This window comes from Streptomyces sp. Ru73, assembly GCF_002920575.1.
Lineage (GTDB): Bacteria > Actinomycetota > Actinomycetes > Streptomycetales > Streptomycetaceae > Streptomyces.
In genome coordinates this window covers 74,794-97,863 of sequence record NZ_PQSQ01000009.1, presented here as the reverse complement: position 1 = coordinate 97,863, position 23,070 = coordinate 74,794, and the positions used below count along the sequence as shown (strand labels likewise).

General features: G+C 71.6%; 18 protein-coding genes. 8 read left to right on the top strand and 10 right to left on the bottom strand.

What is annotated here, in order from left to right; all coding sequences use genetic code 11:
• The first annotated feature begins 63 nt into the window (after nucleotides 1-63).
• The gene (locus C3486_RS06535) at nucleotides 64-852 is read left to right on the top strand and encodes a carbon-nitrogen family hydrolase (protein WP_103831622.1); all 789 of its coding nucleotides are present in this window, start codon (nucleotides 64-66) and stop codon (nucleotides 850-852) included.
• Between the two features lie 64 nt (nucleotides 853-916).
• Here C3486_RS06535 and C3486_RS06530 read toward each other — a convergent pair whose 3' ends face one another.
• On the bottom strand, nucleotides 917-1,408 hold the full coding sequence (locus C3486_RS06530; protein WP_103831621.1) for an LURP-one-related/scramblase family protein: 492 nt from the start codon (nucleotides 1,406-1,408) through the stop codon (nucleotides 917-919).
• Between the two features lie 152 nt (nucleotides 1,409-1,560).
• On the opposite strand from C3486_RS06530, the gene C3486_RS06525 reads away from it, so the two are divergent.
• Both C3486_RS06525 and C3486_RS06520 read left to right on the top strand, forming a co-directional pair.
• The gene (locus tag C3486_RS06525) at nucleotides 1,561-1,776 is read left to right on the top strand and encodes a hypothetical protein (RefSeq protein WP_103831620.1); all 216 of its coding nucleotides are present in this window, start codon (nucleotides 1,561-1,563) and stop codon (nucleotides 1,774-1,776) included.
• 84 nt (nucleotides 1,777-1,860) lie between these two features.
• The gene (locus tag C3486_RS06520; RefSeq protein WP_103831619.1) at nucleotides 1,861-3,699 is read left to right on the top strand and encodes an NHL domain-containing thioredoxin family protein; all 1,839 of its coding nucleotides are present in this window, start codon (nucleotides 1,861-1,863) and stop codon (nucleotides 3,697-3,699) included.
• Between the two features lie 18 nt (nucleotides 3,700-3,717).
• Here C3486_RS06520 and C3486_RS06515 read toward each other — a convergent pair whose 3' ends face one another.
• The 6 genes from C3486_RS06515 to C3486_RS06490 form a co-directional block, all read right to left on the bottom strand.
• Nucleotides 3,718-4,521, bottom strand: a complete 804-nt coding sequence (locus C3486_RS06515) for a helix-turn-helix transcriptional regulator (RefSeq protein WP_258052637.1) — start codon at nucleotides 4,519-4,521, stop codon at nucleotides 3,718-3,720.
• A 154-nt stretch (nucleotides 4,522-4,675) separates the two neighbouring features.
• A complete protein-coding gene (locus C3486_RS06510) occupies nucleotides 4,676-5,614 on the bottom strand; it encodes a hypothetical protein (protein WP_103831617.1) in 939 nt (312 codons plus the stop codon).
• A gap of 359 nt (nucleotides 5,615-5,973) precedes the next feature.
• The gene (locus C3486_RS06505) at nucleotides 5,974-6,201 is read right to left on the bottom strand and encodes a DUF6458 family protein (protein ID WP_052866301.1); all 228 of its coding nucleotides are present in this window, start codon (nucleotides 6,199-6,201) and stop codon (nucleotides 5,974-5,976) included.
• Between the two features lie 103 nt (nucleotides 6,202-6,304).
• Nucleotides 6,305-8,212: a BTAD domain-containing putative transcriptional regulator gene (locus C3486_RS06500; protein ID WP_103831616.1), complete on the bottom strand. Its 1,908-nt coding sequence runs from the start codon at nucleotides 8,210-8,212 to the stop codon at nucleotides 6,305-6,307.
• Between the two features lies 1 nt (nucleotide 8,213).
• The gene (locus C3486_RS06495; RefSeq protein ID WP_103831615.1) at nucleotides 8,214-9,506 is read right to left on the bottom strand and encodes a M18 family aminopeptidase; all 1,293 of its coding nucleotides are present in this window, start codon (nucleotides 9,504-9,506) and stop codon (nucleotides 8,214-8,216) included.
• 223 nt (nucleotides 9,507-9,729) lie between these two features.
• A complete protein-coding gene (locus C3486_RS06490; protein WP_103831614.1) occupies nucleotides 9,730-11,556 on the bottom strand; it encodes an acyl-CoA dehydrogenase in 1,827 nt (608 codons plus the stop codon).
• A gap of 131 nt (nucleotides 11,557-11,687) precedes the next feature.
• On the opposite strand from C3486_RS06490, the gene C3486_RS06485 reads away from it, so the two are divergent.
• From C3486_RS06485 to C3486_RS06475, 3 genes are all read left to right on the top strand, one after another.
• Complete coding sequence (locus C3486_RS06485; RefSeq protein WP_103831613.1) at nucleotides 11,688-12,161, top strand: SseB family protein; 474 nt, start codon at nucleotides 11,688-11,690, stop codon at nucleotides 12,159-12,161.
• A 182-nt stretch (nucleotides 12,162-12,343) separates the two neighbouring features.
• Nucleotides 12,344-13,297 carry a pirin family protein gene (locus tag C3486_RS06480; protein WP_103831612.1) on the top strand — a complete coding sequence of 318 codons (954 nt, stop codon included), beginning with the start codon at nucleotides 12,344-12,346 and terminating at the stop codon, nucleotides 13,295-13,297.
• Nucleotides 13,298-13,498: 201 nt separating this feature from the next.
• Nucleotides 13,499-14,608 carry an AI-2E family transporter gene (locus tag C3486_RS06475; RefSeq protein WP_103831663.1) on the top strand — a complete coding sequence of 370 codons (1,110 nt, stop codon included), beginning with the start codon at nucleotides 13,499-13,501 and terminating at the stop codon, nucleotides 14,606-14,608.
• On the opposite strand, the gene C3486_RS06470 is transcribed toward C3486_RS06475, so the two are convergent.
• Nucleotides 14,527-16,740, bottom strand: a complete 2,214-nt coding sequence (locus C3486_RS06470; RefSeq protein WP_103831611.1) for a SpoIIE family protein phosphatase — start codon at nucleotides 16,738-16,740, stop codon at nucleotides 14,527-14,529. The genes C3486_RS06475 and C3486_RS06470 overlap by 82 nt on opposite strands.
• Nucleotides 16,741-16,985: 245 nt before the next feature.
• Between C3486_RS06470 and aspS the strand changes: the two genes are divergently transcribed.
• The gene (aspS, locus tag C3486_RS06465; protein ID WP_103831610.1) at nucleotides 16,986-18,749 is read left to right on the top strand and encodes an aspartate--tRNA ligase; all 1,764 of its coding nucleotides are present in this window, start codon (nucleotides 16,986-16,988) and stop codon (nucleotides 18,747-18,749) included.
• 144 nt (nucleotides 18,750-18,893) lie between these two features.
• Here the strand turns inward: aspS and metG are convergent, their stop codons facing one another.
• Nucleotides 18,894-20,609, bottom strand: coding sequence for a methionine--tRNA ligase (metG, locus tag C3486_RS06460; protein WP_103831609.1), 1,716 nt, complete (start codon nucleotides 20,607-20,609; stop codon nucleotides 18,894-18,896).
• A 212-nt stretch (nucleotides 20,610-20,821) separates the two neighbouring features.
• Between metG and C3486_RS06455 the strand changes: the two genes are divergently transcribed.
• A complete protein-coding gene (locus tag C3486_RS06455) occupies nucleotides 20,822-21,013 on the top strand; it encodes a DUF397 domain-containing protein (protein ID WP_258052636.1) in 192 nt (63 codons plus the stop codon).
• Between the two features lie 157 nt (nucleotides 21,014-21,170).
• Here the strand turns inward: C3486_RS06455 and C3486_RS06450 are convergent, their stop codons facing one another.
• Nucleotides 21,171-22,904, bottom strand: a complete 1,734-nt coding sequence (locus tag C3486_RS06450; protein WP_103831608.1) for a VWA domain-containing protein — start codon at nucleotides 22,902-22,904, stop codon at nucleotides 21,171-21,173.
• Nucleotides 22,905-23,070: the final 166 nt, after the last annotated feature.

Here is a 23,070-nt window from a genome sequence, read left to right as displayed (position 1 = left end):
CGGGTGACCATCGTAGGCATTTTTTGACGGCGGACCGGGCTCGGAAGACCAGGCGGTGGTACTGTGCGCGCTTCACTGATCCAAGTCGGTGTGGACCAACAGGAACCGGTCAATTCCCGCCGGGAGCGCGTGGCTTCGCTCGTCCGCTCGCAGTCGGCCGCTGATCTCGTGGTCCTGCCCGAACTGTGGCCGGTGGGCGCCTTCGCCTTCGAGGAGTTCGAGGCGGTCGCCGAGGAACTGGAAGGCCCGACGCACCGGGCGATGTCCGCGGCGGCGCGGGACGCGGGCGTCTGGCTGCACGCCGGGTCGGTCATCGAGCGCGCGCCGGACGGCACGCTGTACAACACCTCGCTCGTCTACTCCCCCGACGGGGAGCGCACCGCGCAGTACCGCAAGATCCACCGCTTCGGCTTCGACAAGGGCGAGGCGACGCTGCTGGGCGCAGGCACCGAGCCGGTGACGGTCCCGCTGCCGGACACCACGCTCGGCCTGGCCACCTGCTACGACCTGCGGTTCCCCGAGCTGTTCCGGCAGCTGGTGGACGCGGGCGCGCAGACCCTGGTGATCCCGGCCGGCTGGCCGGCGCGGCGCCGCGCGCACTGGTCCCTGCTGGCCAGGGCCCGCGCGGTGGAGAACCAGACGTACATGCTCGCCTGCGGCACGGGCGGCAGCCACGCCGGCGTCGAGCAGGCCGGGCACAGCGTGATCGTCGACCCGTGGGGCGAGGTGCTCGCCGAGGCGGGCACCGGCGAGGAGATCATCGGCGCCGAGCTGGACCCGGAGCTGGTCGGGAAGACCCGGCACGTCTTCCCCGTGCTGCGGGATCGGGTGCTGGGGCTGCCGAAGCCGTGACGGTACGGCGCCGCGGCGCCGTACCCCGGCCGGGGCGACGGCACCGGCGGCCGGCCGCCGGGCCTCAGTCCTCGCGCTCCCGCTCCGCCAGCCGGATCACGCACACTGCCACCGCGATCAGCAGCGCGGCGTCGGCGTCCTCCCGTACGACGTTGACCGCGTAGGTGTCGCGCACGGTCAGCCAGCGCCGGGAGATCTCCGCCAGCAGTTCGCCGTCGTACTCGACCGCGAACTCCCGGTCCAGGATCTTGCCGCTGACGTCCAGCTCCGTGCCGTCCACCAGCTCCACGCGGTAGTGGTTGCGCAGCAGCGACAGCCGCTTGCGGCGGATGGTCGCGAGCGGCTCGCCGTCCCGCTCGATCGTCATCGCGTCCCGCAGGCTCAGCACTTTCTTGTGCAGCGTGATCAGAACCCGGCCCTCGCGGTCCTTGATCTCGAAGGTCTCCCGGAGCCGGAGCGCCTTGCCGTCGACGAGGTAGACGTTCCGCCCCGTCTCGTCCTCGATCCAGTAGTCCTCGCCGATGCCGAAGATCCGGTCGCGTACCAGGTATCTCATGGTGTGAGGTCTTCCCCGAACCCGCCGGAATGCGCTGCCGCCCGGGCATGAACTTGGGCTGGGCCGGTTGAGGGACACAGGGACGCGTACGGCCCGCCCGCGGGTATCGCTCATGAGGTCAAGATCCGCGCACATTTTCGACAGGAGACCTCATGCGCATTCGACGGACCCTCGCTCTCGCGCTCGCCGGCCCGGCCCTCGCCGGAGCCTGCGCCCTCGCCACGGCGAGCAGCGCCCAGGCCGCCCCCGCACCCGAGCTGACCGCGAAGGCCTGTGCCGATGCCAAGGGCCACGTGGTGGAGGACGTGGTCACCCACGCGCACCTGTGCGTGGTCGACGGGAAGGTGGTCGGGGTCGTCAAGGGCTGACGGCGGACCGTGCGGGCGCTCCGGTCCCGGGGCGCCCGTACCCCGCCGGAATGCGGGACGGGGTGGGTGACGTTGAATGTGCACATGGCTTCACGTGCGCGCGTCCGGGCCCCCGAGCTGATCGGCAAGGGCGGCTGGCTCAACACCGGCGACAAGGATCTGACCCTCTCCGACCTGCGGGGACGCATTGTCGTCCTGGATTTCTGGACGTTCTGCTGTGTGAACTGCCTGCACGTCCTGGACGAGCTGCGGGAGCTGGAGGAGCGCCACCGCGACACCGTCGTGATCATCGGCGTGCACTCCCCGAAGTTCGTGCACGAGGCCGAGCACCAGGCGGTCGTCGACGCCGTCGAGCGGTACGAGGTCGAGCACCCCGTGCTGGACGACCCCGAGCTGGCCACCTGGAAGCAGTACGCCGTACGCGCCTGGCCGACGCTGGTCGTGATCGACCCCGAGGGGTACGTCGTCGCCCAGCACGCCGGTGAGGGCCACGCGCACGCCATCGAGAAGCTGGTCGAGGAGCTGGAGGCCGAGCACGGGGCGAAGGGCACGCTGCGCCGCGGCGACGGCCCGTACGTGCCGCCGGAGCCGGTCGCCACCGACCTGCGCTTCCCCGGCAAGGCGCTTCAGCTGCCCGGGGGCACTTTCCTGGTCTCCGACACCACCCGGCACCAGCTCGTCGAGCTGGACGGGGACGGCGAGACCGTGCTGCGCCGGATCGGCACCGGTGAGCGCGGCCTGGCCGACGGCCCCGCCGACCGGGCCGCCTTCAGCGAGCCGCAGGGCCTCGCGCTGCTGCCTGGGGGCACCTCCCGGACGAGGTCTGGGGGAGACAAGGTGATCGTCGCCGACACCGTGAACCACGCGCTGCGCGTCTTCGACCCGGAGAGCGGCGAGGTCAGCACCGTCGCCGGCACCGGCAAGCAGTGGTGGCAGGGCTCGCCCACCGAGGGCCCGGCCCGTGAGGTGGACCTCTCCTCGCCGTGGGACGTGGCGTACTTCGACGGGCAGGTGTGGATCGCCATGGCCGGCGTGCACCAGCTGTGGACGTACGACCCGGAGGCCGGGACCGTACGGGCCGCCGCGGGCACGACCAACGAGGGCCTGGTGGACGGGCCGGCCGCCGAGGCATGGTTCGCGCAGCCTTCGGGCCTGGCCGCCACCGAGGACCGGCTGTGGATCGCCGACTCCGAGACCAGCGCGGTCCGCTGGATCGACCGCGAGGGCGTGGTGCACACGGCCGTGGGCACCGGCCTCTTCGACTTCGGGCACCGCGACGGCGCCGCCGGTCAGGCGCTCTTCCAGCACCCGCTGGGCGTCACCGCGCTGCCGGACGGCTCGGTCGCGGTCTCCGACACCTACAACCACGCGCTGCGCCGCTTCGACCCCGCGACCGGCGAGGTCACCACGCTCGCCACCGATCTGCGGGAGCCGTCGGACGCGGTGCTCGTCGGCGACGACATCGTCGTCGTGGAGTCCGCGCGGCACCGGCTGACCCGGCTGCGGCTGCCCGAGGAGGCGGTACGGGTCGAGTCGGTCGCGCACCGCACCCAGCGCGCCGCGACCGAGGTGGCCCCGGGCCGGCTCCGGCTGGACGTGGTCTTCCAGGCGCCGGCCGGGCAGAAGCTGGACACCCGGTACGGCCCCTCCACCCGGCTGCTGGTCAGCTCGACCCCGCCGGAGCTGCTGGCCGAGGGAGACGGTGCCGGTACGGACCTCAGCCGTGATCTGGTCCTGGCGGACGGGGTGACCGAGGGTGTGCTGCACGTCTCGGCGATGGCCGCGTCCTGCGACGACGCCCCGGACATCGAGTACCCGGCCTGCCATGTGCACCAGCAGGACTGGGGCGTGCCGGTGACGGTCACCGCGGACGGCACGGCCCGGCTGGGCCTGGTGCTGGCGGGGCTGGACAGCGAGGCGTAAGCCCTGCGGGGAGGCGGATCAGTCCGGGCAGTTGCGGAGCGTGGAGTACTGCAGCTGGTCGGGCTCGATCCGGATGCCCGGGAACCACAGGTCCTTGTCGTGCAGCCGGACCTTGTACCAGATGCTGTTGTGCCCGCCGGCCTCGTCGGTGACGGTGACGCCATTGGCGATCCGGCACTGCGCGGTCAGCCGGTCGCCGTGCCAGACCCGGCCGCCGATGTTGGACGGCCGGTAGGGCACGTACGGGTCCAGGGCCAGGCCGAGGGCGCACTCCCGGCGGTGGCTGTGCTGGCACGCCTTCTCGACATTGTGGACGGTGATCCGCTCGGTCTTTCCGTTCTTCGCGGCCGGGCCGGTTTCACGTGAAACACCCGTCCCCGCCGGGGAATTGGGCGGCCCGTCGCCGGTGAGGCCGACCACGACGGCGGTGGCAGCGCCGAGGACGAGGACGGTGCCCGCGGCCGTGAGGGCCCACTTCGTGCGTGAGGACTTCGGCGGCCGTCCCGCTGCGCCGCCGAGCACCTCCGTGCGCTCCGAACCGCCCGCGGTCTCATCCGAACTTCCTCCTGCTGCGGCCTCGTTGGCGAGGTGCAGCAGCCGCACCAGCTCGGGCAGCCGGTCCTCGCCGGTGAAGGAGAGCTTGCACCACTGCACCAGCAGCCGTTCGTCGGGCAGGCTCTGCCCGCGCAGGTAGCGGGAGAGGGACGATCTGCTGGCGGGCAGCCGGGCTTCGAGGTCCTTCAGGCTGAGTCCCAGCTCGCCGTGCATGTGGCGCAGCCCGGACACGAAGTCGCGTACGGGTCCGTCGAGTTGATCGGGCAAGGGGGCGAGCGGCTTGCGGCGAGGGTTCGTGGCGCGGTTCGGATTCCCATGCACGGACGGCATTTCAGCACAGCGGCGGCACGTACCGCGAGAGGCACTTCCGCTCCCCTGCGGCGGAAGTGCCTCTCGTTACAGAATCCGGAAAGCGCCCGGATCAGTCCGTGAACTTCACGGGCCGGTAGGGCTTGAACTCCCCGCCGTTGAGCCCGTAGGTGAGGGACCGGTGGTCGGTGCCGTGGCCGCCGCGCTGCTCGTAGGCGGTGTACGAGGTGTGTGCGGGATTGTCCCACTTCTCGAACATCACGACGTGCCGGGTGTTGTTGTCACCGGCCGCGTCGATGAGCAGGTCGCCGGGCTTCAGCTCGCCCACGGAGATCGGCCGGGTGATCCGGGAGCTGGTGAGCCCCACGGTGTTGGTGCCGGGCGCGCCCAGGTTCAGCGCCATGGAGACGTAGCCGGAGCAGTCCTGGCGGTAGCCGTCCTTCCAGGTCTTCGCCTGGCTGTAGGGCACCTGCGCGCCGTTGTTGGCGGTCAGCCAGGTGGCCGCGCGCTGCAGCGCCTCGCCGCGGGTGCCGCCGGGCGCCGGGGCCGGCGGCGGACCGCCCTGCACGGGCACGCCCGGCAGCGAGTCCTGCGGAATGTCGACCGCGATCACGCTGAGGAAGCCGGTCACCGGGCCGGTGATGTGCGCCATGTAGGTCGAGCAGGCGTTGCCCTCGCAGACCTTCTTGCCCGTGTTGACCTGGTAGTCCGCCGTGATCTTGTCCTGGCCCGGCGCGTCCTTGTTGATCATTCCGACGGACGGCGAGCCGGCGTCCGGCGAGGCGTGCACGACCCAGCGCGTCCCCCAGGTCGGGAAGGTGCTGCCGGCCGCCGTCTTCTTGAGGGCCGCGGCGGTGCCCGCCTGCGTCTTCAGGTCGGCCTTGGTGTCCCGCGTCTGCACCGTGGTCTGCTCGGTGCCCTTGCTGCCGGTGGCGGCCTTGGCGTCCCCGCCCGAGCATCCCGTGATGCCGGCGATGCCGATGCCCGCGGCGGCGACGGCGGGCAGGACGCGGCGCAGCGCGGTCCTGCGGAAGGTGGCGTGTGTGGTCATGATGGATTCCCCTCGTTTGTGAGGCTCCTGGGCACCGCGCTTCCGGTGCGGCGCCCTGTCGGCCTCGGCGACGGGATCCATCATTGGGCGGGCGGAAGGGGCTTTCGGGGCCTGCCGCGTCCCATGGGACGTCCCACCCGCCGGGACGCCCGTGAGACGTCCCTGGCCTGCTGGGACGTCGGCCATGGCACGGCGGGCACGGGACGTCCGGACGGCGCTGCCGGGACGTGACGGGACGTACGGAGGCCCCTGGCGGAGGTGGCCGGTCCGGGCACGCAAGAGGGGCGCCCGCGCGTCATTGCGCGGGCGCCCCGTCAGGCGGAATGGGTGTCACATGGGGTCACATGGCCGTGGGCCCGTCACTCGTAGCCGTGCCGGTGGGTCTCCTCGATCACCGGGGCGGCGGGCGGCGGCGGCTGCATGCGACGCCGCTTGAAGATGCTGACGTACGCGGCAATACCGATGATGCCGACCGCCATCAGGATCAGGCCCACGAGATCGAGGTTGACCCCGGCCATGTGCCAGTCCACCGCGAAGGTCAGGATCCCTCCTACGGCGAGCAGACCGATGCACCAGCCGATGCCCATGATGTGCGCCTCCCTCTCGATCGGCGGTACCGGGCAGGTCGTGCACCGGGTACCCGACCGCGGGGGCGTCAATCAGCCGACGTCCGAGGAGAGTTGCGGCACCTCAGCCGGCATCCCCCGTACCGTCCGCCTCACCGTTACCGTCCCGCGCGAAGAGCTGGGTCAGCGTGCTGATCGTGTAGACGTCCGTGGCGGCCTCGTCGACCAGGTGCATCTCGGCCAGCCGGGCCAGCCCGTCCTGCGTGCGCTCCAGGTCCGAACCGGCCAGCGCGGCCGCGGCCGAGGCGTTCAGCTGCCCGTCCGCGCTGGTCGCGAGCGCGCTCAGCAGCCGTGCGTCGTCCGCCGACAGCCGGGCCACCGACATCCGCAGCGCCGAGGCGATCCCGGTGTCCTCCGCCGACAGCAGGGACAGCCGGCGCCGCTCGTCGCGCAGCGCGGCGGCCAGCCGGGCCAGCCGCCAGCGCGGCCGCGCGGTCAGCTGGGCGACCGCCGCACGCAGCGCCAGCGGCAGCCCGTCGCACAGTTCCACCAGCTCACGGGCGGCCTCCGGGTCCTCGGCCACCCGGTCGGCGCCGAGCATCGCGCCCAGCAGCGCCACGCCCTCGGTGCCGCCGAACACCTGCAGTCCGACCGGCCGGGCGCAGTCGGTGGCCACCAGGCCGTCCAGCCTGCTGCGGCTGGTGACGACCGTGGCGCAGCCGGGCCCGCCCGGCAGCAGCGGGCGCACCTGCGCCGAGCTGCTGGCGTTGTCCAGTACGACCAGCAGCCGGCGGTCGGCGACCAGCGAGCGGAAGAGCGCCGAGGCGGCCGTCGCGGAGGACGGCACGGCGTGCTCCGGCGTGCCCAGGGCGGTCAGGAAGAAGCGCAGCACGGTGGCCGGTTCGAGCGCGTCGCCCTCGCCGAAACCGCGCAGGTCGGCGAAGAGCTGCCCGTCGGGGAAGTCCCCGGCGTGCTGGTGCGCCCACTGCACGGCGCAGGCCGTCTTGCCGACCCCTGCGGGCCCGGTCACGACGGCCAGCGGGCTGTCGCCGCCGGAGCCGGCGTCGTCGATGAGCGCCGAGGTGAGCCGGTCCATCGCCGCCTCGCGGCCGAGGAAACGGGCCGGCGGGCGGGGCAGCAGCCGGGGCGGCCCGGTGGGCGCGCCTCCCGTGCCGCCGTCCGCGCCGGGCTCCGCCGTGCCGGTTTCACGTGAAACGGCCGCCTCCGGCCGCCCGGACGCCGCCGCGCCCCCCTGCTCGGGCACCCGGGGCGCCCCGGTGTCCGGTGCCGCCTCCTCGGCCCGCAGGATCTCCTCGTAGGCACCCCGCAGCCGGGCGCCGGGGTCCACGCCCAGCTCCTCGCTGAGCAGCCGCCGGGTGCGGTGGTACCAGTCCAGCGCGTCCGACTGGCGGCCGGTACGGAACAGCGCCCGCATCAGGGCCGCGACCAGCCCTTCCCGCAACGGGTGCTGCACCGCGGTGGTGTAGAGGACCGAAGCGGCCTGCTCGTGCTCGCCCAGCGCGCTGTGCGCACGGGCCAGCGCCTCCACCGCCGTCAGCCGCCGCTCGTCCAGCGCGTGCGTGGCGGCGGCGAACGGCGGGCTGCTGACCGTGCCGGTCAGCGCCGGTCCGCGCCACAGCCCGAGCGCCTCGCGCAGCAGCGGCACGGCGTCGGCGGGGGCGGTCTCCGGCCGGGCCAGCGAGACCAGCTCACCGAAGCGGTGCGCGTCGATCAGTTCCTCGGGGAGGCGCAGCAGGTACGCGGAGCCGTGCGTGGCCAGCTCCACGCCGTACGCCTCGGCACCGGCCTCCGCGAGCGTGGCGCGCAGCCGCGAGACGTGTCCCTGCACGACCGTGCGCGCGTGCGCGGGCGGCTCGTCCTCCCACAGGGAGTCGATCAACTGCTCCAGCGGAACGGTGGTGTTGGGACGCAGGAGCAGCAGCGCGAGCACGCTGCGCCGCTTGGCGGGCCCGAGCGCGAGCTCACCCGCTGCGGTGGTGACCGCGACCGGACCGAGCAGGGAGAATTCCAACTCAGCCCTCCAGAAAGGCCGTCAGCGCGGCCGCGAGCAGGTGCGGGTCTTCGGCGCCGCACAGTTCGCGCGCCGAGTGCATCGACAGGATCGCGACGCCGATGTCCACGGTGGTGATGCCGTGCCGGGCCGCGGTGATCGGGCCGATCGTCGTCCCGCACGGCATGGAGTTGTTGGAGACGAAGGACTGCCAGGGCACGCCGGCCCGCTCGCAGGCGTCGGCGAAGACCGCGCGGCCGCCGCCGTCGGTGGCGTACCGCTGGTTGACGTTGACCTTCAGGATCGGGCCGCCGTTCGGCATCGGGTGGTGGCCCGGCTCGTGCCGCTCGGTGTAGTTCGGGTGCACGGCGTGGCCGGTGTCGGAGGACAGGCAGACCGTGCCGGCGAAGGCGCGGGCCCGGTCCTCGTAGCTGCCGCCCCGGGCGAAGACCGAGCGCTCCAGGACGGTGCCCAGCAGCGGGCCGTCGGCGCCGGTGTCGGACTGGCTGCCGTTCTCCTCGTGGTCGAAGGCGGCCAGCACCGGGATGCAGGCCAGATCCTCCTGCGCGGCGGCTGCGGCGAGCGCGGCCGTTCCTGCGTGCACGGAAAGGAGGTTGTCCATCCGGGGCCCGGCGACCAGCTCCCGGTCCCGGCCGAGGTAGGCGGGCGGCTCGACGCTGTGCACCATCAGGTCCCAGCCGCGCACCTCGTCGGCGGCGAGCCCCGCCTCCTCCGCCATGAAGGAGATCAGCGAGCCCTCCTGGACGTCGCCCAGGCCCCAGATGGGCGTCATGTGCCGCTGCTTGTCCAGCTTGAGGCCGTCGGCGTTGACCGAGCGGTCGAGGTGGACGGCCAGCTGCGGTACGCGCAGCAGCGGCCGGTCGGCGTTGACCAGGCGGTGGCTGCCGTCCCGCAGCGTCAGCCGGCCCGAGAGGCCGAGGTCCCGGTCGAGCCAGGTGTTCAGCAGCGTGCCGCCGTAGATCTCGACAGCGATCTGCCGCCAGCCCCGCGCCCCGGTGTCCGGGATCGGCTTCACCCGCAGGTTGGGCGAGTCGGTGTGCGCGCCGATGATGCGGAAGGGGGTCGCGGGGGTGGCCCCCTCGGGCACGTACCAGGCGATGATCGCGCCCCCGCGGAGCACGTACTTGCCGCCCGTCTCGCCGTCCCAGGCGTCGGTCTCGGCGACCTGCCGGAAACCGGCCTTCTCCAGCCGGGCGGCCGCGTTCGCCACCGCGTGGTACGGCGACGGGCTCGCGGCGAGGAAGGACATCAGGTCGTCGGTGTGGCCGCGATCGAAGCGGACAGATGTGCTCATGGATTCAGCATAAGGAGGCGTCGGACCGGGTGGGTGGTGCGCCGTACGGATGAGTGGAATCCAGCGCCTGCGTGGCCGGTGGGGCCCCTGTGACGCCGGTGACGGGGCGGCAACTGCCCGGAGCGGGACGGGGACCGCGGCCGAACGCCCGTGGCCCCGCCCGGTACGCACCGGACGGGGCCACGGGAGGGGCGGACGGGCACCGCCCCTCAGCGGCGGCGGATCAGAACGCCGCCTCGTCCAGCTCCATCAGGGACTGGTCGACGGACTCGGCGAGACCGCGCTGCACGGAGACGCCCGGCAGCACGTTGTGCGCGAAGAACTTCGCCGCGGCGATCTTGCCCTGGTAGAACGCGGTGTCCTTGGTGGACGCGGTCGCCAGCTTCTCCTGGGCCACGGCGGCGCCCTTGAGCAGCAGGTAACCGATGACGACGTCACCGGAGGCCAGCAGCAGGCGGGTGGTGTTCAGCCCCACCTTGTAGATCGACTTCACGTCGTTCTCGGTGGCCGCGAGGTCGGTCAGCATCGCGCCGACGATGGCCTCCAGGTCACCGGCCGCCTTGGCCAGCTCGCCGCGTGCGGCCTCCAGCTCCTCGCCGCCGGCCGCCTCGGCCAGGAACTTCTTGATCTCCTCGGAGAGGCGGGTGAGCGCCGCGCCCTGGTTGCGGACGATCTTCCGGAAGAAGAAGTCCTGGCCCTGGATCGCGGTGGTGCCCTCGTAGAGGGTGTCGATCTTGGAGTCCCGGATGTACTGCTCGATCGGGTACTCCTGCAGGTAGCCGGAGCCGCCGAAGGTCTGCAGCGACTGGGCCAGCTGCTCGTAGGACTTCTCCGAGCCGTAGCCCTTCACGATCGGCAGCAGCAGGTCGTTCAGCGCGTGGTCGGCGGAGGCGTCCTCGCCCGCGGTCTCCTTGAGCAGGATGTCGTCCTGCACGGTGGCCGTGTAGAGCACCAGGGCGCGCATGCCCTCGGCGTACGCCTTCTGCGTCATCAGCGAGCGGCGCACGTCGGGGTGGTGGGTGATGGTGACGCGCGGCGCGGTCTTGTCGGTGAAGGCGGCCAGGTCGGGGCCCTGCACGCGCTCCTTGGCGTACTCCAGCGCGTTCAGGTAGCCGGTCGACAGGGTCGCGATGGCCTTCGTGCCGACCATCATCCGGGCGAACTCGATGATCCGGAACATCTGGCGGATGCCGTCGTGCTTCTCGCCGATGAGCCAGCCCTTGGCGGGGTGCTTGTCGCCGAAGGTCATCTCGCAGGTGTTGGACGCCTTGAGGCCCATCTTGTGCTCGACGTTGGTCGCGTAGACGCCGTTGCGGGCGCCCAGCTCACCGGTCTCGAAGTCGAACTCGTACTTGGGCACGAGGAAGAGCGACAGGCCCTTGGTGCCCGGACCGGCACCCTCGGGACGGGCCAGCACGTAGTGGAGGATGTTCTCCGCCATGTCGTGCTCACCGGAGGTGATGAAGCGCTTCACGCCCTCGATGTGCCAGGAGCCGTCCTCCTGCTTGATCGCCTTGGTCCGGCCGGCGCCCACGTCCGAACCCGCGTCGGGCTCGGTCAGCACCATGGTGGAGCCCCAGCCCTTCTCCGTCGCGATCTTGGCGATGTGCTTCTGCTGCTCCGTGCCCTCCTCGAAGAGGACGCCGGCGAAGGCCGGGCCGGAGGCGTACATCCACACGGCGGGGTTGGAGCCCAGGATGGACTCGGCGAAGGCCCACAGCAGGGAGCGCGGCGTCGTGGTGCCGCCGATCTCCTCCGGGATGCCCAGCCGCCACCACTCGGCGTCCATGTACGCGTGGTAGCTCTTCTTGAAGCTCTCGGGAATCGGCGCGGTGTTGGTCTCGGGGTCGAAGACCGGGGGGTTCCGGTCGGCGTCCTCGAACGACGCGGCCAGCTCGTTCTCGGCCAGCCGGGCGATCTCGGACAGCACGCTCTTGGCGGTGTCGACGTCCATCTCCGCGAACGGGCCGGTGCCGTACACGCTGTCGCGGCCGAGCACCTCGAAGAGGTTGAACTCGATGTCGCGGAGATTCGACTTGTAGTGCCCCATGGCGACGGCTCCGTAATCCTTCGTGAGGAGGTCCTCAAACGCATACCAGGTAGTAGCTTCTAGGATGCTACCCGTCGGTAATAAGAAGCAACCCCTAACGGCCCATCTGTGACTCAGTACGCTTTGCAGCTATGTACGGCTACGACCAGAACGTGGGCGCGGGTCAGCAGGGTTACGGCGCTGCGCCGCCTCCGCCGCAGCAGGCTCCTGGCGGTTACGGCGGGCAGCCGCTGTACCCGGAGCCGTCCCCGCCCTCCCTCGCCGACGCGGTGCGTGCCTTCACGACCGGCTCGATGTCGGCCGAGGACTTCCAGGGGATCTTCTCGAACTCCAAGGTGTACTGCCCGCGGGGCGACAACCCGGGCTTCCTGGCGCTGCACAACACCCAGCAGCCGGTGATCCCGATGTTCACCTCGCTCAAGGAGCTGCGCGCGTACGCCGGCAAGGAGTCGAAGTACTTCGTGATCACCGGCGCCGAGGTGCTGGACCTGCTGCCGACCGGGTACGGCTTCGTGCTCGACATGGAGGGCGAGCACCGCATGGTCTTCGACGCCAAGGCCGTGGAGCAGATGGTCGACTTCGCGATGCGCCGCATGTACGGCTGACGCCCCGTTCCGCCGGGGACCCCTCCCGGATCCGACCCCTGGTGGGCCGGTCGCCTCTGACGCGACCGGCCCACCGGTTTTGTTACCGCTCTGACCTGCGAGGACGTCGCGGGAATGAAGTGCGGCTTGCAGGTTGTTCAGTGTTCAACTAAATTGAGCGTTGAACGACCGAGGAGGCCGTCATGCCCGCAGTGACCGTTGAGAACCCGCTGACCCTGCCGCGCGTTGCGGCGCCTGCCGACGCCCGGCAGCGCTCCGCGCTGGCCGTATCGACCGCGCCCACCGGATTCGAGGGCGAGGGCTTTCCCGTCCGTCGCGCCTTCGCCGGCATCGACTACAAGCACCTCGACCCGTTCATCATGATGGACCAGATGGGCGAGGTGGAGTACGCACCCGGCGAGCCCAAGGGCACGCCCTGGCACCCGCACCGCGGCTTCGAGACGGTCACGTACCTGATCGACGGCACCTTCGTGCACCAGGACTCGCACGGGGGCGGCGGCACCATCAACGACGGCGACACCCAGTGGATGACGGCGGGCTCCGGCCTGCTGCACATCGAGGCGCCGCCGGAGTCGCTGGTGATGTCCGGCGGTCTCTTCCACGGCCTCCAGCTGTGGGTGAACCTGCCGAAGAAGGACAAGATGATGGCTCCCCGCTACCAGGACATCGGCGGCGGCCAGGTCAAGCTGCTGACCTCGTCCGACGGCGGTGCGCTGCTGCGGCTGATCGCGGGCGACATCGACGGCCACCAGGGTCCCGGCATCACGCACACGCCGATCACGATGATGCACGTGTCGCTGAACCCGGGCGCCGAGCTGACGCTGCCCTGGCGGTCGGACTTCAACGCGCTGGCGTACGGCCTGGCCGGGCGCGGCACGGCGGGGCCCGAGGGCCGTCCGTTCCGGATGGGCCAGGCGGTCGTCTTCGGCAACGGTGACTCGCTCACCATCAAGGCGGACGCCACCCAGGAGTCCCGCAGCCCGAACTTCGAGGTCGTCCTCCTCGGCGGGCAGCCGATCCGCGAGCCGATGATGCACTACGGCCCGTTCGTGATGAACACCCACGCGGAGCTGGCCCAGGCCTTCGAGGACTTCCAGGCGGGACGGCTGGGCACGATTCCGGCCGCCGCCGGCTGATCCCACCCACCCTCGGCCGCGCCCTGCGTTTCACGTGAAACGCAGGGCGCGGCTTTGTGCTGTCGGCATGCCCGGTGGCCGGCGGCCCGCCGCGGGGGCTCGCCCCGTCGGCCGCGTGCCGGATGTGTCCGGCCGGGCGCGCGGTTCCCCGCGCCCCCGGGGCGCGCATGGTGGACTGGTCCGGTGCAGAAGCGGACGAAGATGGATGAACAGGAAGCTCTGCTTCCTCTCGGTGCGCGCCGGGCCGCGGCCTGGTGCGGAGTGGTGCTGCTGGTCGTCGCGGTGGTCGCGGTCGCCGTCTGGCTGACCGTGCACCTGAAGGCGGCCGTGACGCCCGTCCTGCTGGCCCTGCTGGGCAGCGCCCTGCTCGGCCCGGTCTACCGGCGGCTGGTCGCCATGCGGCTGAACCGCTCGCTGGCCTCCGGGCTGACCTGCGTCGTCATGCTGGTGGTCGTCGGCGGGGCCGGATACATCGTGGTGGCGGCGCTGATCGACACCGGCGACCAGATCGTGTCGTCGGTGCAGCAGGCGACCAGAGAGCTGACCAAGCACCTGGGGGCCACCGGCACCTCGCTGGGCGACCTGACGGCGAACGCGAAGCAGCTGGCGCAGAAGTTCGGCGGCCGGGCCGCCACCGGGCTGCTCTCCGGCATCAGCCTGCTCGGCCAGACGGTGGCCGCCGCCGTGCTGGCGCTGCTGCTGACGTTCTTCTTCCTGCGGGACGCCGACAAGGCGGTGGGCGTGCTCCGTTCCTGGGCGCCGGGCGGGTCGGGGCCGCAGCTGGAGCGGATGGCGCGGCGCGGCTTCGAGGCCGTGGAGGGCTTCATGCGCGGCACCACCCTCATCGCGCTGATCGACGCCGTGTGCATCACCGTCGGCCTGCTGATCCTGGGTGTGCCGGGCGCGGTCGGGCTGGGCGCGCTGGTCTTCGTCGGCGCGTACATCCCGTACCTCGGCGCCTTCATCTCCGGCGCCGTCTCGGTGCTGGTGGCGCTGGCCGACCGGGGGTTCGTGATCGCGCTGTGGGCGCTGGGCGTGGTGCTGGCGGTACAGGTCCTGGAGGGCCACGTCCTGCAGCCGATGATCCAGAGCCGTACCGTCCACATGCACCCCGCCGTGGTGCTGCTGGCGATCACCGCGGGCGCGAGCGTCGCGGGCATCCTCGGGATGCTGCTGGCCGTGCCGCTGACGGCCGCCGCGACGGGCATCCTGTCAGAACTGCACGCGCACTACGCCGCCGGCTCGGACAGCGACGGGCCGGACAGCGAGGGACCGCCGCCCGGGGACTCGCCGGGGGCCTCCCCGGCCTGAGCCGCGTCCGGCACGGCGGCGGTGGCGTCGCCCGCGTCCTCGTACAGCTCGAACCAGATGGACTTGCCGTCCCCGCGCGGGTCCACGCCCCAGGCGCCGGCCAGCAGCTCCATCAGGACCAGGCCGCGCCCGGAGGACGCCAGCTCGCCGGGGCGGCGGCGGTGCGGCAGCTCGTCGCTGCTGTCGGCCACGTCCACCCGGATCCGCCGGGCGCCCCGCATGCCGGAGATCTCGGCGACCAGCAGGGCGTCGCCGTCGGTGTGCAGCAGGACGTTGGTGACCATCTCGGAGACCATCAGGACGGCCGAGTCGACCTGGTCCTCGTCGGCCCAGTCGTGCAGCACGTCCCGGATCTGGCCGCGGGCCTCGGCGATCCGCTCCGGCTCGGCCTGCGCGATGGTCAGGACGGTACGGCGGACGGGCAGCCCGGGCTGCAGCCCGCCGGTGCCGATGGCGCAGCTGCCGCCCTCCCGGCACAGCAGCAGCATCGCGATGTCGTCCTCGCGGCGGTCCGCCAGCGGCCCCGTGGTGTGGTGCGAGGACGGCCCGTGCACGGCCTGGACGAGGGCGTCGGCGAGCTGCTCCAGCCAGTCGCCGGCCTCCGGGTCGTCATGGCCCTCCATGACGTCCCGCAGCCGCGACCAGCCGCTCTCCAGGTCGTGCCCGCCGGTCTCGATGAGCCCGTCCGTGCAGACCAGCATCGTCTCGCCGGGCTCCAGGACGAGCCGGGTGGTGGGGTAGTCGGTGTCCGGGTCGATGCCCAGCGGGATGCCGCCCGCCGTCGGCCGCACCAGCATCGTGCCGTCGGTCATCCGGATCGCCGGGTCCGGATGGCCCGCCCGCGCGATGTCCAGCAGCCCGGTGGCCGGGTCGACCTCGATGTAGAGGCAGGTGGCGAAGCGCGGGTCCAGCCCCTCGGCCTCGGTGTCGTTCAGGCCGCAGAGGAAGCGGGAGGCGCGGGAGAGGACGGCGTCGGGGTGGTGGCCCTCGGAGGCGTAGGCCCGCAGCGCGATCCGCAGCTGGCCCATGAGCCCGGCGGCCCGTACGTCATGGCCCTGGACGTCCCCGATGACCAGCGCGATCCGGCCGGACGGCAGCGTGATCATGTCATACCAGTCGCCGCCGACCTCCAGGCCACCGCCGGTGGGGACGTACCGCGCGGCCACCGCCATGCCGGGGATGTCCGGCTGGACCGTCGGCATCATGCTGCGCTGCAGGCCCGTCGTCAGCTCCAGCTGCGACTCCTGGTCGCCGGCCCGGTGCAGGGCCTGCGCGAGCATCCGGGCCACGGTGGTGAGCACGGAGCGCTCGTCGGGGGTGAAGGCGACGCGCTGGGCGAAGGCGGCCATCCAGGCGCCGACCGTACGCCCCGCGCTGATCAGCGGCAGGAAGGCCCAGGACTGCCGCTCGAAGCGCTCGGCCATCGGCCAGGTCGCGGGGAACCGGCGGCGGTACTCGTCCGGCGTGGGCAGGTAGATGGCCCGCCCGGTCCGTATCACCTCGGCGGCCGGGTACTCGGTCTCCAGCGGCATGTCGGCGAACGGGCGCTCGGCCCCGGGCTTGTGCCCGTGGTGCCCGATCACGGATATGCGGTCGCCCTTGATGCCGAAGACGGCGAGCCCGTCGGGCATGAAGCCGGGCATGGACAGCCCGGCCGCCACCCGCAGCACCTCGGCGGTGGACCGGGCCTCGGCCAGCGCGCGCCCCGCGTCCAGCAGGAACGCCTCGCGGGAGCGGCGCCAGTCGCCGGTGACGGGGGTGCGCGCCGCGGACGTACCGGGCTGCGGCTCGGGGACCTCCTGGAGGGTGCCGACCAGCTCGTAGCTGTTGTCCAGCGGCGTGACGCGGGCCCGGCAGCGGATGACGCGCAGCACCTTGCCGTCGTCGCGCATGACCCGGAGCCGGCCCTCGGCGAGGGTGCCCTCGGTCAGCGCGAGGTGGACGACGCCGTTGATCTCGGCGAAGTCGACGGCGTGGAAGCGGGAGCGGATGAAGGCCTCACTGAAGTCGGCGGGCTCCTCGGGCAGGCCGAGCAGCCTGGCCGCCTCTGCGTCCAGCGACACCTTGCCGACTGCGTGGTCCCAGTGCCAGAGGCCGGTGCCGATGGCGGCCAGGACGTCCTTGGTGCGCATTGCATCACTTTATGTGGGTTTCACGGAGGCCCACCAGTGAGAAGCACGTGACCCTGGTCCCATGGTGTTCCACCGGGGAGCTCTCGGGTGCTTTGTCGTGGATATGGCAACCCGGAGGGCGGGGGTGGAGCGGTAACCTGGAGCGGTTATGCCAATCCTGGGGTGATCATCGGGTACCGACCGGGAGCCGACCCGGCCTCCCGTCCCCGTTGCCCCACCTCGACTCGCGACGACTTGGATGAGCGATGCATCGGTACCGGTCCCATAACTGCGGCGAGCTCCGGGCCGCGGACGTCGACACCGACGTCCGCCTCAGCGGCTGGCTGCACAATCGACGTGACCTGGGCGGCATCCTCTTCATCGATCTGCGCGACCACTACGGCATCACGCAGCTCGTCGCCCGCCCCGGCACCCCCGCCAACGAGGCACTCGGCTCCCTGACCAAGGAGACCGTGGTCCGCATCGACGGCAAGGTCAGCGCCCGCGGCGCGGACAACGTCAACCCCGACCTGCCCACCGGCGAGATCGAGATCGAGGTCTCCGCGGTCGAGGTGCTCGGCGCCGCCGAGCAGATCCCCTTCACGATCAACGCCGAGGACGGGGTCAACGAGGAGAAGCGCCTGGAGTACCGCTTCCTCGACCTCCGCCGCGAGCGCATGCACCGCAACATCATGCTGCGCACGGCCGTCATCTCCGCCATCCGGCAGAAGATGGTCTCCCTCGGCTTCAACGAGATGGCGACGCCGATCCTGTCCGCCACCTCCCCCGAGGGCGCGCGCGACTTCCTGGTCCCCTCGCGCCTGCACGCCGGCAAGTTCTACGCCCTGCCGCAGGCCCCGCAGCAGTTCAAGCAGCTGCTGATGATCGCGGGCTTCGACCGGTACTTCCAGATCGCGCCGTGCTTCCGCGACGAGGACGCCCGCGCCGACCGCTCGCCGGGCGAGTTCTACCAGCTCGACATCGAGATGTCCTTCGTCGAGCAGGAGGACGTCTTCCAGCCCGTCGAGAAGCTGATGACCGAGCTCTTCACCGAGTTCGGCGGCGGCCGCGAGGTCACCTCGCCGTTCCCGCGCATCCCGTTCCGCGAGTCGATGCTGAAGTACGGCAACGACAAGCCGGACCTGCGCGCCAAGCTGGAGCTGGTGGACGTCTCCGACGTCTTCGAGGGCTCGGGCTTCAAGGCGTTCGCCGGCAAGCACGTCCGCGCGCTGGCCGTGCCGGACACCGCCGACCAGCCGCGCAAGTTCTTCGACCAGCTCGGTGAGTACGCCGTCGAGCAGGGCGCGAAGGGCCTGGCCTGGGTCCGCGTCGGCGAGGAGAACGCCCTCACCGGCCCGATCGCCAAGTTCCTCACCGAGGACGACGTCAAGGCGCTGGTGGAGAAGCTCGACCTGGCCCCCGGCCACGCCGTCTTCTTCGGCGCGGGCGAGTTCGACGAGGTCTCGAAGATCATGGGCGCGGTCCGCGTCGAGGCCGCCAAGCGCGCCGGCCACTTCGAGGAGGGCGTCTTCCGGTTCTGCTGGATCGTCGACTTCCCGATGTTCGAGAAGGACGAGGAGACCGGCAAGATCGAGTTCTCCCACAACCCCTTCTCCATGCCGCAGGGCGGCCTGGAGGCGCTGGAGACCAAGGACCCGCTGGACATCCTGGCCTGGCAGTACGACATCGTCTGCAACGGCGTCGAGCTGTCCTCCGGCGCGATCCGTAACCACGAGCCGGAGGTCATGTACAAGGCCTTCGAGATCGCCGGTTACGACAAGGAGACCGTCGAGGCCGAGTTCGGCGGCATGCTCCGCGCGTTCAAGTTCGGCGCCCCGCCGCACGGCGGCATCGCCCCGGGCGTGGACCGCATCGTGATGCTCCTCGCGGACGAGCCGAACATCCGCGAGACCATCGCCTTCCCGCTCAACGGCAACGCCCAGGACCTCCTCATGGGCGCCCCGAGCGAGGTCGAGGAGTCCCGCCTGAAGGAGCTCCACCTCTCGATCCGCAAGCCGCAGATCAAGTAACCGGCACACACCCCGAGGGGCCCGGAACCGCCGAGCGGTTCCGGGCCCCTCGTGCGTCACCGGGATGTCCGCCCCACCCGCCCACGACGGCGAAGGGCCCGGAACCCGTGGGGTTCCGGGCCCTTCGGCAGGGCGTTGTGGGGCTTACTCCTCGCCGCCGAAGCGCTCCTTGTAGGCCGCGAGGTCGTCTTCGGTGATCTTGGCGAAGAGGACCGGGGGAACGGTGAAGGGGGTGCCGGCCGGGACCGAGGCGAGGGCCTTGGCCTCATCGGCGGTGACCCACAGGGCCGTGTCGTCGGCCAGCGCGAACGCGCCGCGCATGGCCTTCGCCGACGCCGGGATGAAGGGCTCGGAGACCACCGAGTACAGGTGGATGAGGTTCATCGCCGTACGCAGCGTCAGCGCCGCCGCGTCCTTGTCGGTCTTGATCTCCAGCCAGGGGGCCTTCTCCTCCAGGTAGGAGTTGCCCGCGCTCCACAGGGCACGCAGCGCGGCCGCGGCCTTGCGGAACTGGAGCGCGTCCATGTGCTCCTCGTACTCGGCGAGCAGCCGGGCGATCTCCTCGCCCAGCTTCGCCTCGGCCTCACCGGGCTCGGCGCCCGCCGGGACCTCGTCACCGAAGCGCTTCCGCGAGAACGACAGCACGCGGTTGACGAAGTTGCCGAGGGTGTCGGCCAGGTCCTTGTTGACCGAGGAGGAGAACAGCTCCCAGGTGAAGGAGGTGTCGTCGGACTCCGGCGCGTTCGCGATCAGGAAGTAGCGCCAGTAGTCGGCGGGCAGCAGCTCCAGCGCGGCGTCGGTGAAGATGCCGCGCCGCTGCGAGGTGGAGAACTTGCCGCCGTAGTAGTTCAGCCAGTTGAAGGCCTTGAGGAAGTCGACCTTCTTCCACGGCTCGCGGGTGCCCAGCTGCGTCGCCGGGAACATCACGCTGTGGAACGGCACGTTGTCCTTGGCCATGAACTCCGTGTACCGGACGTCGTCGGCCTCGTACCACCACGACTTCCAGTCCCGTACCTCGCCGTCGGGCGCCGCGTCCGCCCACTCCTTCGTCGAGCCGATGTACTCGATCGGGGCGTCGAACCAGACGTAGAAGACCTTGCCCTCGGCGGCCAGGTCCGGCCAGACGTCGGCCGGCACCGGCACGCCCCAGTCCAGGTCACGGGTGATCGCGCGGTCGTGCAGGCCCTCGGTCAGCCACTTGCGGGCGATGGAGGAGGCCAGCGTCGGCCACTCCTCGCCGGTCTCGTCGATGAACTTCTCGACCTCGCCCTGGAGCTTGGACTGCAGCAGGAAGAGGTGCTTGGTCTCGCGCACCTCCAGGTCGCTGCTGCCGCTGATCGCCGAGCGGGCGTCGATCAGGTCGGTCGGGTCCAGCACGCGGGTGCAGTTCTCGCACTGGTCGCCGCGGGCCTTGTCGTAACCGCAGTGCGGGCACGTGCCGACGATGTAGCGGTCGGGCAGGAAGCGCTCGTCGGCCTTCGAGTAGACCTGGCGGATCGCCCGCTCCTCGATGAAGCCGTTCTCGTGCAGCTTGCGCGCGAAGTGCTGGGTCAGCTCGACGTTCTGCTGCGAGGAGCTGCGGCCGAAGTGGTCGAAGGCCAGCCCGAAGCCCTCGTAGATCGCCTTCTGCGCGTCGTGCTGCTCGGCGCAGAACGCGTCGACGGACTGGCCGGCGTCCTTCGCGGCCAGCTCGGCGGGGGTGCCGTGCTCATCGGTGGCGCAGATGTACAGCACGTCGTGCCCGCGCTGCCGCATATAGCGGGAGTACACGTCGGCCGGGAGCATGGACCCCACCATGTTGCCCAGGTGCTTGATCCCGTTGATGTACGGAAGGGCGCTGGTGATGAGGTGTCGAGCCATTGCCGGCTGCTCCCAAGTCGCTACGGTGAGTGATTTTTTGCACTACGGAACGCCAATATCGTACTCGCCCGGCAGGGGGTCACCGCGCCCCCTTTCCTGCGCCCGGCGGGCGCGCGCACGGCCCCGTGCACGTGGCCGTGCGGGGGGCCGCGCATGGGGCGCTGACGACCGGGGATGCTGTGGGGAGGAGGGACCAGGGGGAGGGGCGGGCCGTGGAAGAGCAGCTGAGATGGGTCTCGTCGAGCTACAGCCGTGAGACGGACGGCACCTGCGTGGAAGTGGCGATCACCGCGAGCGGGGTCCACGTACGGGACTCGCGGCGGGGCGCGGACGAGGAGGCGCCGCGGCTGGCGTTCTCCCGGGCGGCCTGGTCGCTGTTCCTCGCCCACACGACGGCGGACTGAGCGGTGGGTTTCGCCGTGCGTGCGTCGTCGTGCGTACGGCGGCGGGCTGAGCGGTGGGCGGGAGCGGACGAAGTGTCCTGGCAGCGGAACGGCCCGGGAGCCCCTTGCGGGGCCGCCGGGCCGGGTCCGCTGCTGACGCTGCCGGTCAGCTGGCCTTTCAGCTGTCCTTGAGTACGCCCGCGGTGCGCGCCTCGGTGAGCCACTCCGGGAACTCGATCATCAGCTGCGCGTAGAGCTCGGCGTCGGCGACGGCGCGCGGGTCGCGGCCGGCGTGGAAGAAGCCGGCGTTGTCGACCTTGCGCTTCTCCGGTACGGCCAGGTCGTCCAGCTTGCGCAGGAAGTCGAAGCCCTTGGCCTCGGGGTCGCCGAAGCCGACGAACTGCCAGAAGATCGGCAGGTCGGCCGCCTCGCACAGCGCCTTCTCGGCGGCGGGCTTGGACGTCGGGGCGCCGTCCGTCTGGAAGATCACGAACGCCGGCGCCGTGGTCTTCGACTTCTTGTAGTGGTCGACGACGGCCTTGATCGCCCAGTGGTAGTTGGTACGGCCCATGTGGCCGAGGCCCGCGTGCAGCTCCTCGATCCGGCCCTCGTACGAGGTCAGGTCCAGGTCGGCGGTGCCGTCGACGTCGGTGGAGAAGAAGACGACGGGCACGGTGCCGTCGTCGTCCAGGTTCGCGGCGAGGCCGAGGGCCTGCTCGGCGAGGTGCTGGACGGTGCCGTCCTTGTAGTAGTTGCGCATCGAGCCGGAGCGGTCGAGTACGAGGTAGACGGCGGCGCGCTGGGTGCCCAGGCCCTGCTTCGCCAGCGCCGCACCGGCGTCCTTGTACAGGCTGACCAGCCCGGGCGCGACCGTCTCCACCTTGCTGAGCGAGATCGCGGCGTCCGCGCCGTCGCCGGCGGGGACGGGCGCCTCGGCGGCCTCGGGGGCCGGGGCGGCCTCGGGCGCAGGCGCCGGCTCGGTGGCGACCGTCTCGGCGGGCACCTCGGAACGCGCGGCGGGGATGGTGGGAGTGGCCACCGGCTCGTCCTTGGCCTTCGGCTCGTCGTCGGCCTGGGGCTCGGCCACGGGCTGCGGCTCGTCCTCGGCCTTCGGCTCGTCCTCGGTCTGCGGGATGGCTTCCGGCTTGTCGGCCTTGGGCTCGGTGGCCTCGGGTTCAGCTGCCTCGGTGTTGGCCTCGGCCTCGGCGGCCACCGGCTCGGGGGTCTCCGCGACGGGCTCGACGGCGGGCTCCCCGACCGGCTCCGCTGCGGGCGCGGCCTCGACCTCGGCCTCGGGCTCCTTTGCGGTCTCGGGCTCCGTCGCGGCCTCGGTAGTGGCCTCCGCTGCAGGCTCCTTCGCGGCCTCGACCGCGGGCTTCACCTCAGCCTCGGGCTTCGCCTCGACCTCGACCTCGACCTCGGCCTTGTCCTCCGCCTCGACCGCGGCCTCGGCCTCCGCCTTGTCCTCCGTCTTCGCCCCGGCAGGGGCCTCGGCCTCGGCCGACACGTCGTCAGCGGGCTTCGCCTCAGCGGCCTCCTTCGCCGGCAGGCGCTCGGCTGACGGACGGTCGGTCGACGGCCGGTCGAACGCCTCCCGCACCAGGTCCGACACCTCGGACGACGCCGAGCCCGTGGCCGGGCCCGCGGAGCCGGCCGAGCCGGCCATCACCGCGGCGCCCGCCGCCGGTGCGGTCTCCGCGTACACCTCCGTACGGGCCGGCTCCTGCTCCGTACGGGCCGCGGGCACCTCCTTCTCGGCGGTGGCCGGTGCCGACTCCGCCGGTGCCGCCTCCTCGCGGGCCTCCGGAATGGCCGCCGCGTCGGTGGCCTCCGTCTCCGCGGCGGCATTCGGTTCCTTACGGGCCGCCTTGGAGCGACCGAAAGCGTTGCGCAGCAGACTCCGAATGCCCATCGGCGTACCTCTCGTGCGTGTGGTGTCGTGCGGTGGTGGGTGCGGCGAATGTCCGATAAACGCAGTGCGTTCCTGACCTGCACGGACACCAAAGGGTAGCGGCCAGGCCCTATCGCATCGTGGGACCCCGCGCGTCGTGCTGCGGCACGAGCCGAAGCAGCCCGGA

Coding starts and splice junctions, on each gene's coding strand:
- C3486_RS06530 (WP_103831621.1), bottom strand. CDS start 1,408: ATGAGATACCTGGTACGCGACCGGATCTTCGGCATCGGCGAGGACTAC.
- C3486_RS06525 (WP_103831620.1), top strand. CDS start 1,561: ATGCGCATTCGACGGACCCTCGCTCTCGCGCTCGCCGGCCCGGCCCTC.
- C3486_RS06520 (WP_103831619.1), top strand. CDS start 1,861: ATGGCTTCACGTGCGCGCGTCCGGGCCCCCGAGCTGATCGGCAAGGGC.
- C3486_RS06510 (WP_103831617.1), bottom strand. CDS start 5,614: ATGACCACACACGCCACCTTCCGCAGGACCGCGCTGCGCCGCGTCCTG.
- C3486_RS06505 (WP_052866301.1), bottom strand. CDS start 6,201: ATGGGCATCGGCTGGTGCATCGGTCTGCTCGCCGTAGGAGGGATCCTG.
- C3486_RS06495 (WP_103831615.1), bottom strand. CDS start 9,506: ATGAGCACATCTGTCCGCTTCGATCGCGGCCACACCGACGACCTGATG.
- C3486_RS06490 (WP_103831614.1), bottom strand. CDS start 11,556: ATGGGGCACTACAAGTCGAATCTCCGCGACATCGAGTTCAACCTCTTC.
- C3486_RS06485 (WP_103831613.1), top strand. CDS start 11,688: ATGTACGGCTACGACCAGAACGTGGGCGCGGGTCAGCAGGGTTACGGC.
- C3486_RS06480 (WP_103831612.1), top strand. CDS start 12,344: ATGCCCGCAGTGACCGTTGAGAACCCGCTGACCCTGCCGCGCGTTGCG.
- C3486_RS06475 (WP_103831663.1), top strand. CDS start 13,499: ATGGATGAACAGGAAGCTCTGCTTCCTCTCGGTGCGCGCCGGGCCGCG.
- C3486_RS06470 (WP_103831611.1), bottom strand. CDS start 16,740: ATGCGCACCAAGGACGTCCTGGCCGCCATCGGCACCGGCCTCTGGCAC.
- aspS (WP_103831610.1), top strand. CDS start 16,986: ATGCATCGGTACCGGTCCCATAACTGCGGCGAGCTCCGGGCCGCGGAC.
- metG (WP_103831609.1), bottom strand. CDS start 20,609: ATGGCTCGACACCTCATCACCAGCGCCCTTCCGTACATCAACGGGATC.
- C3486_RS06450 (WP_103831608.1), bottom strand. CDS start 22,904: ATGGGCATTCGGAGTCTGCTGCGCAACGCTTTCGGTCGCTCCAAGGCG.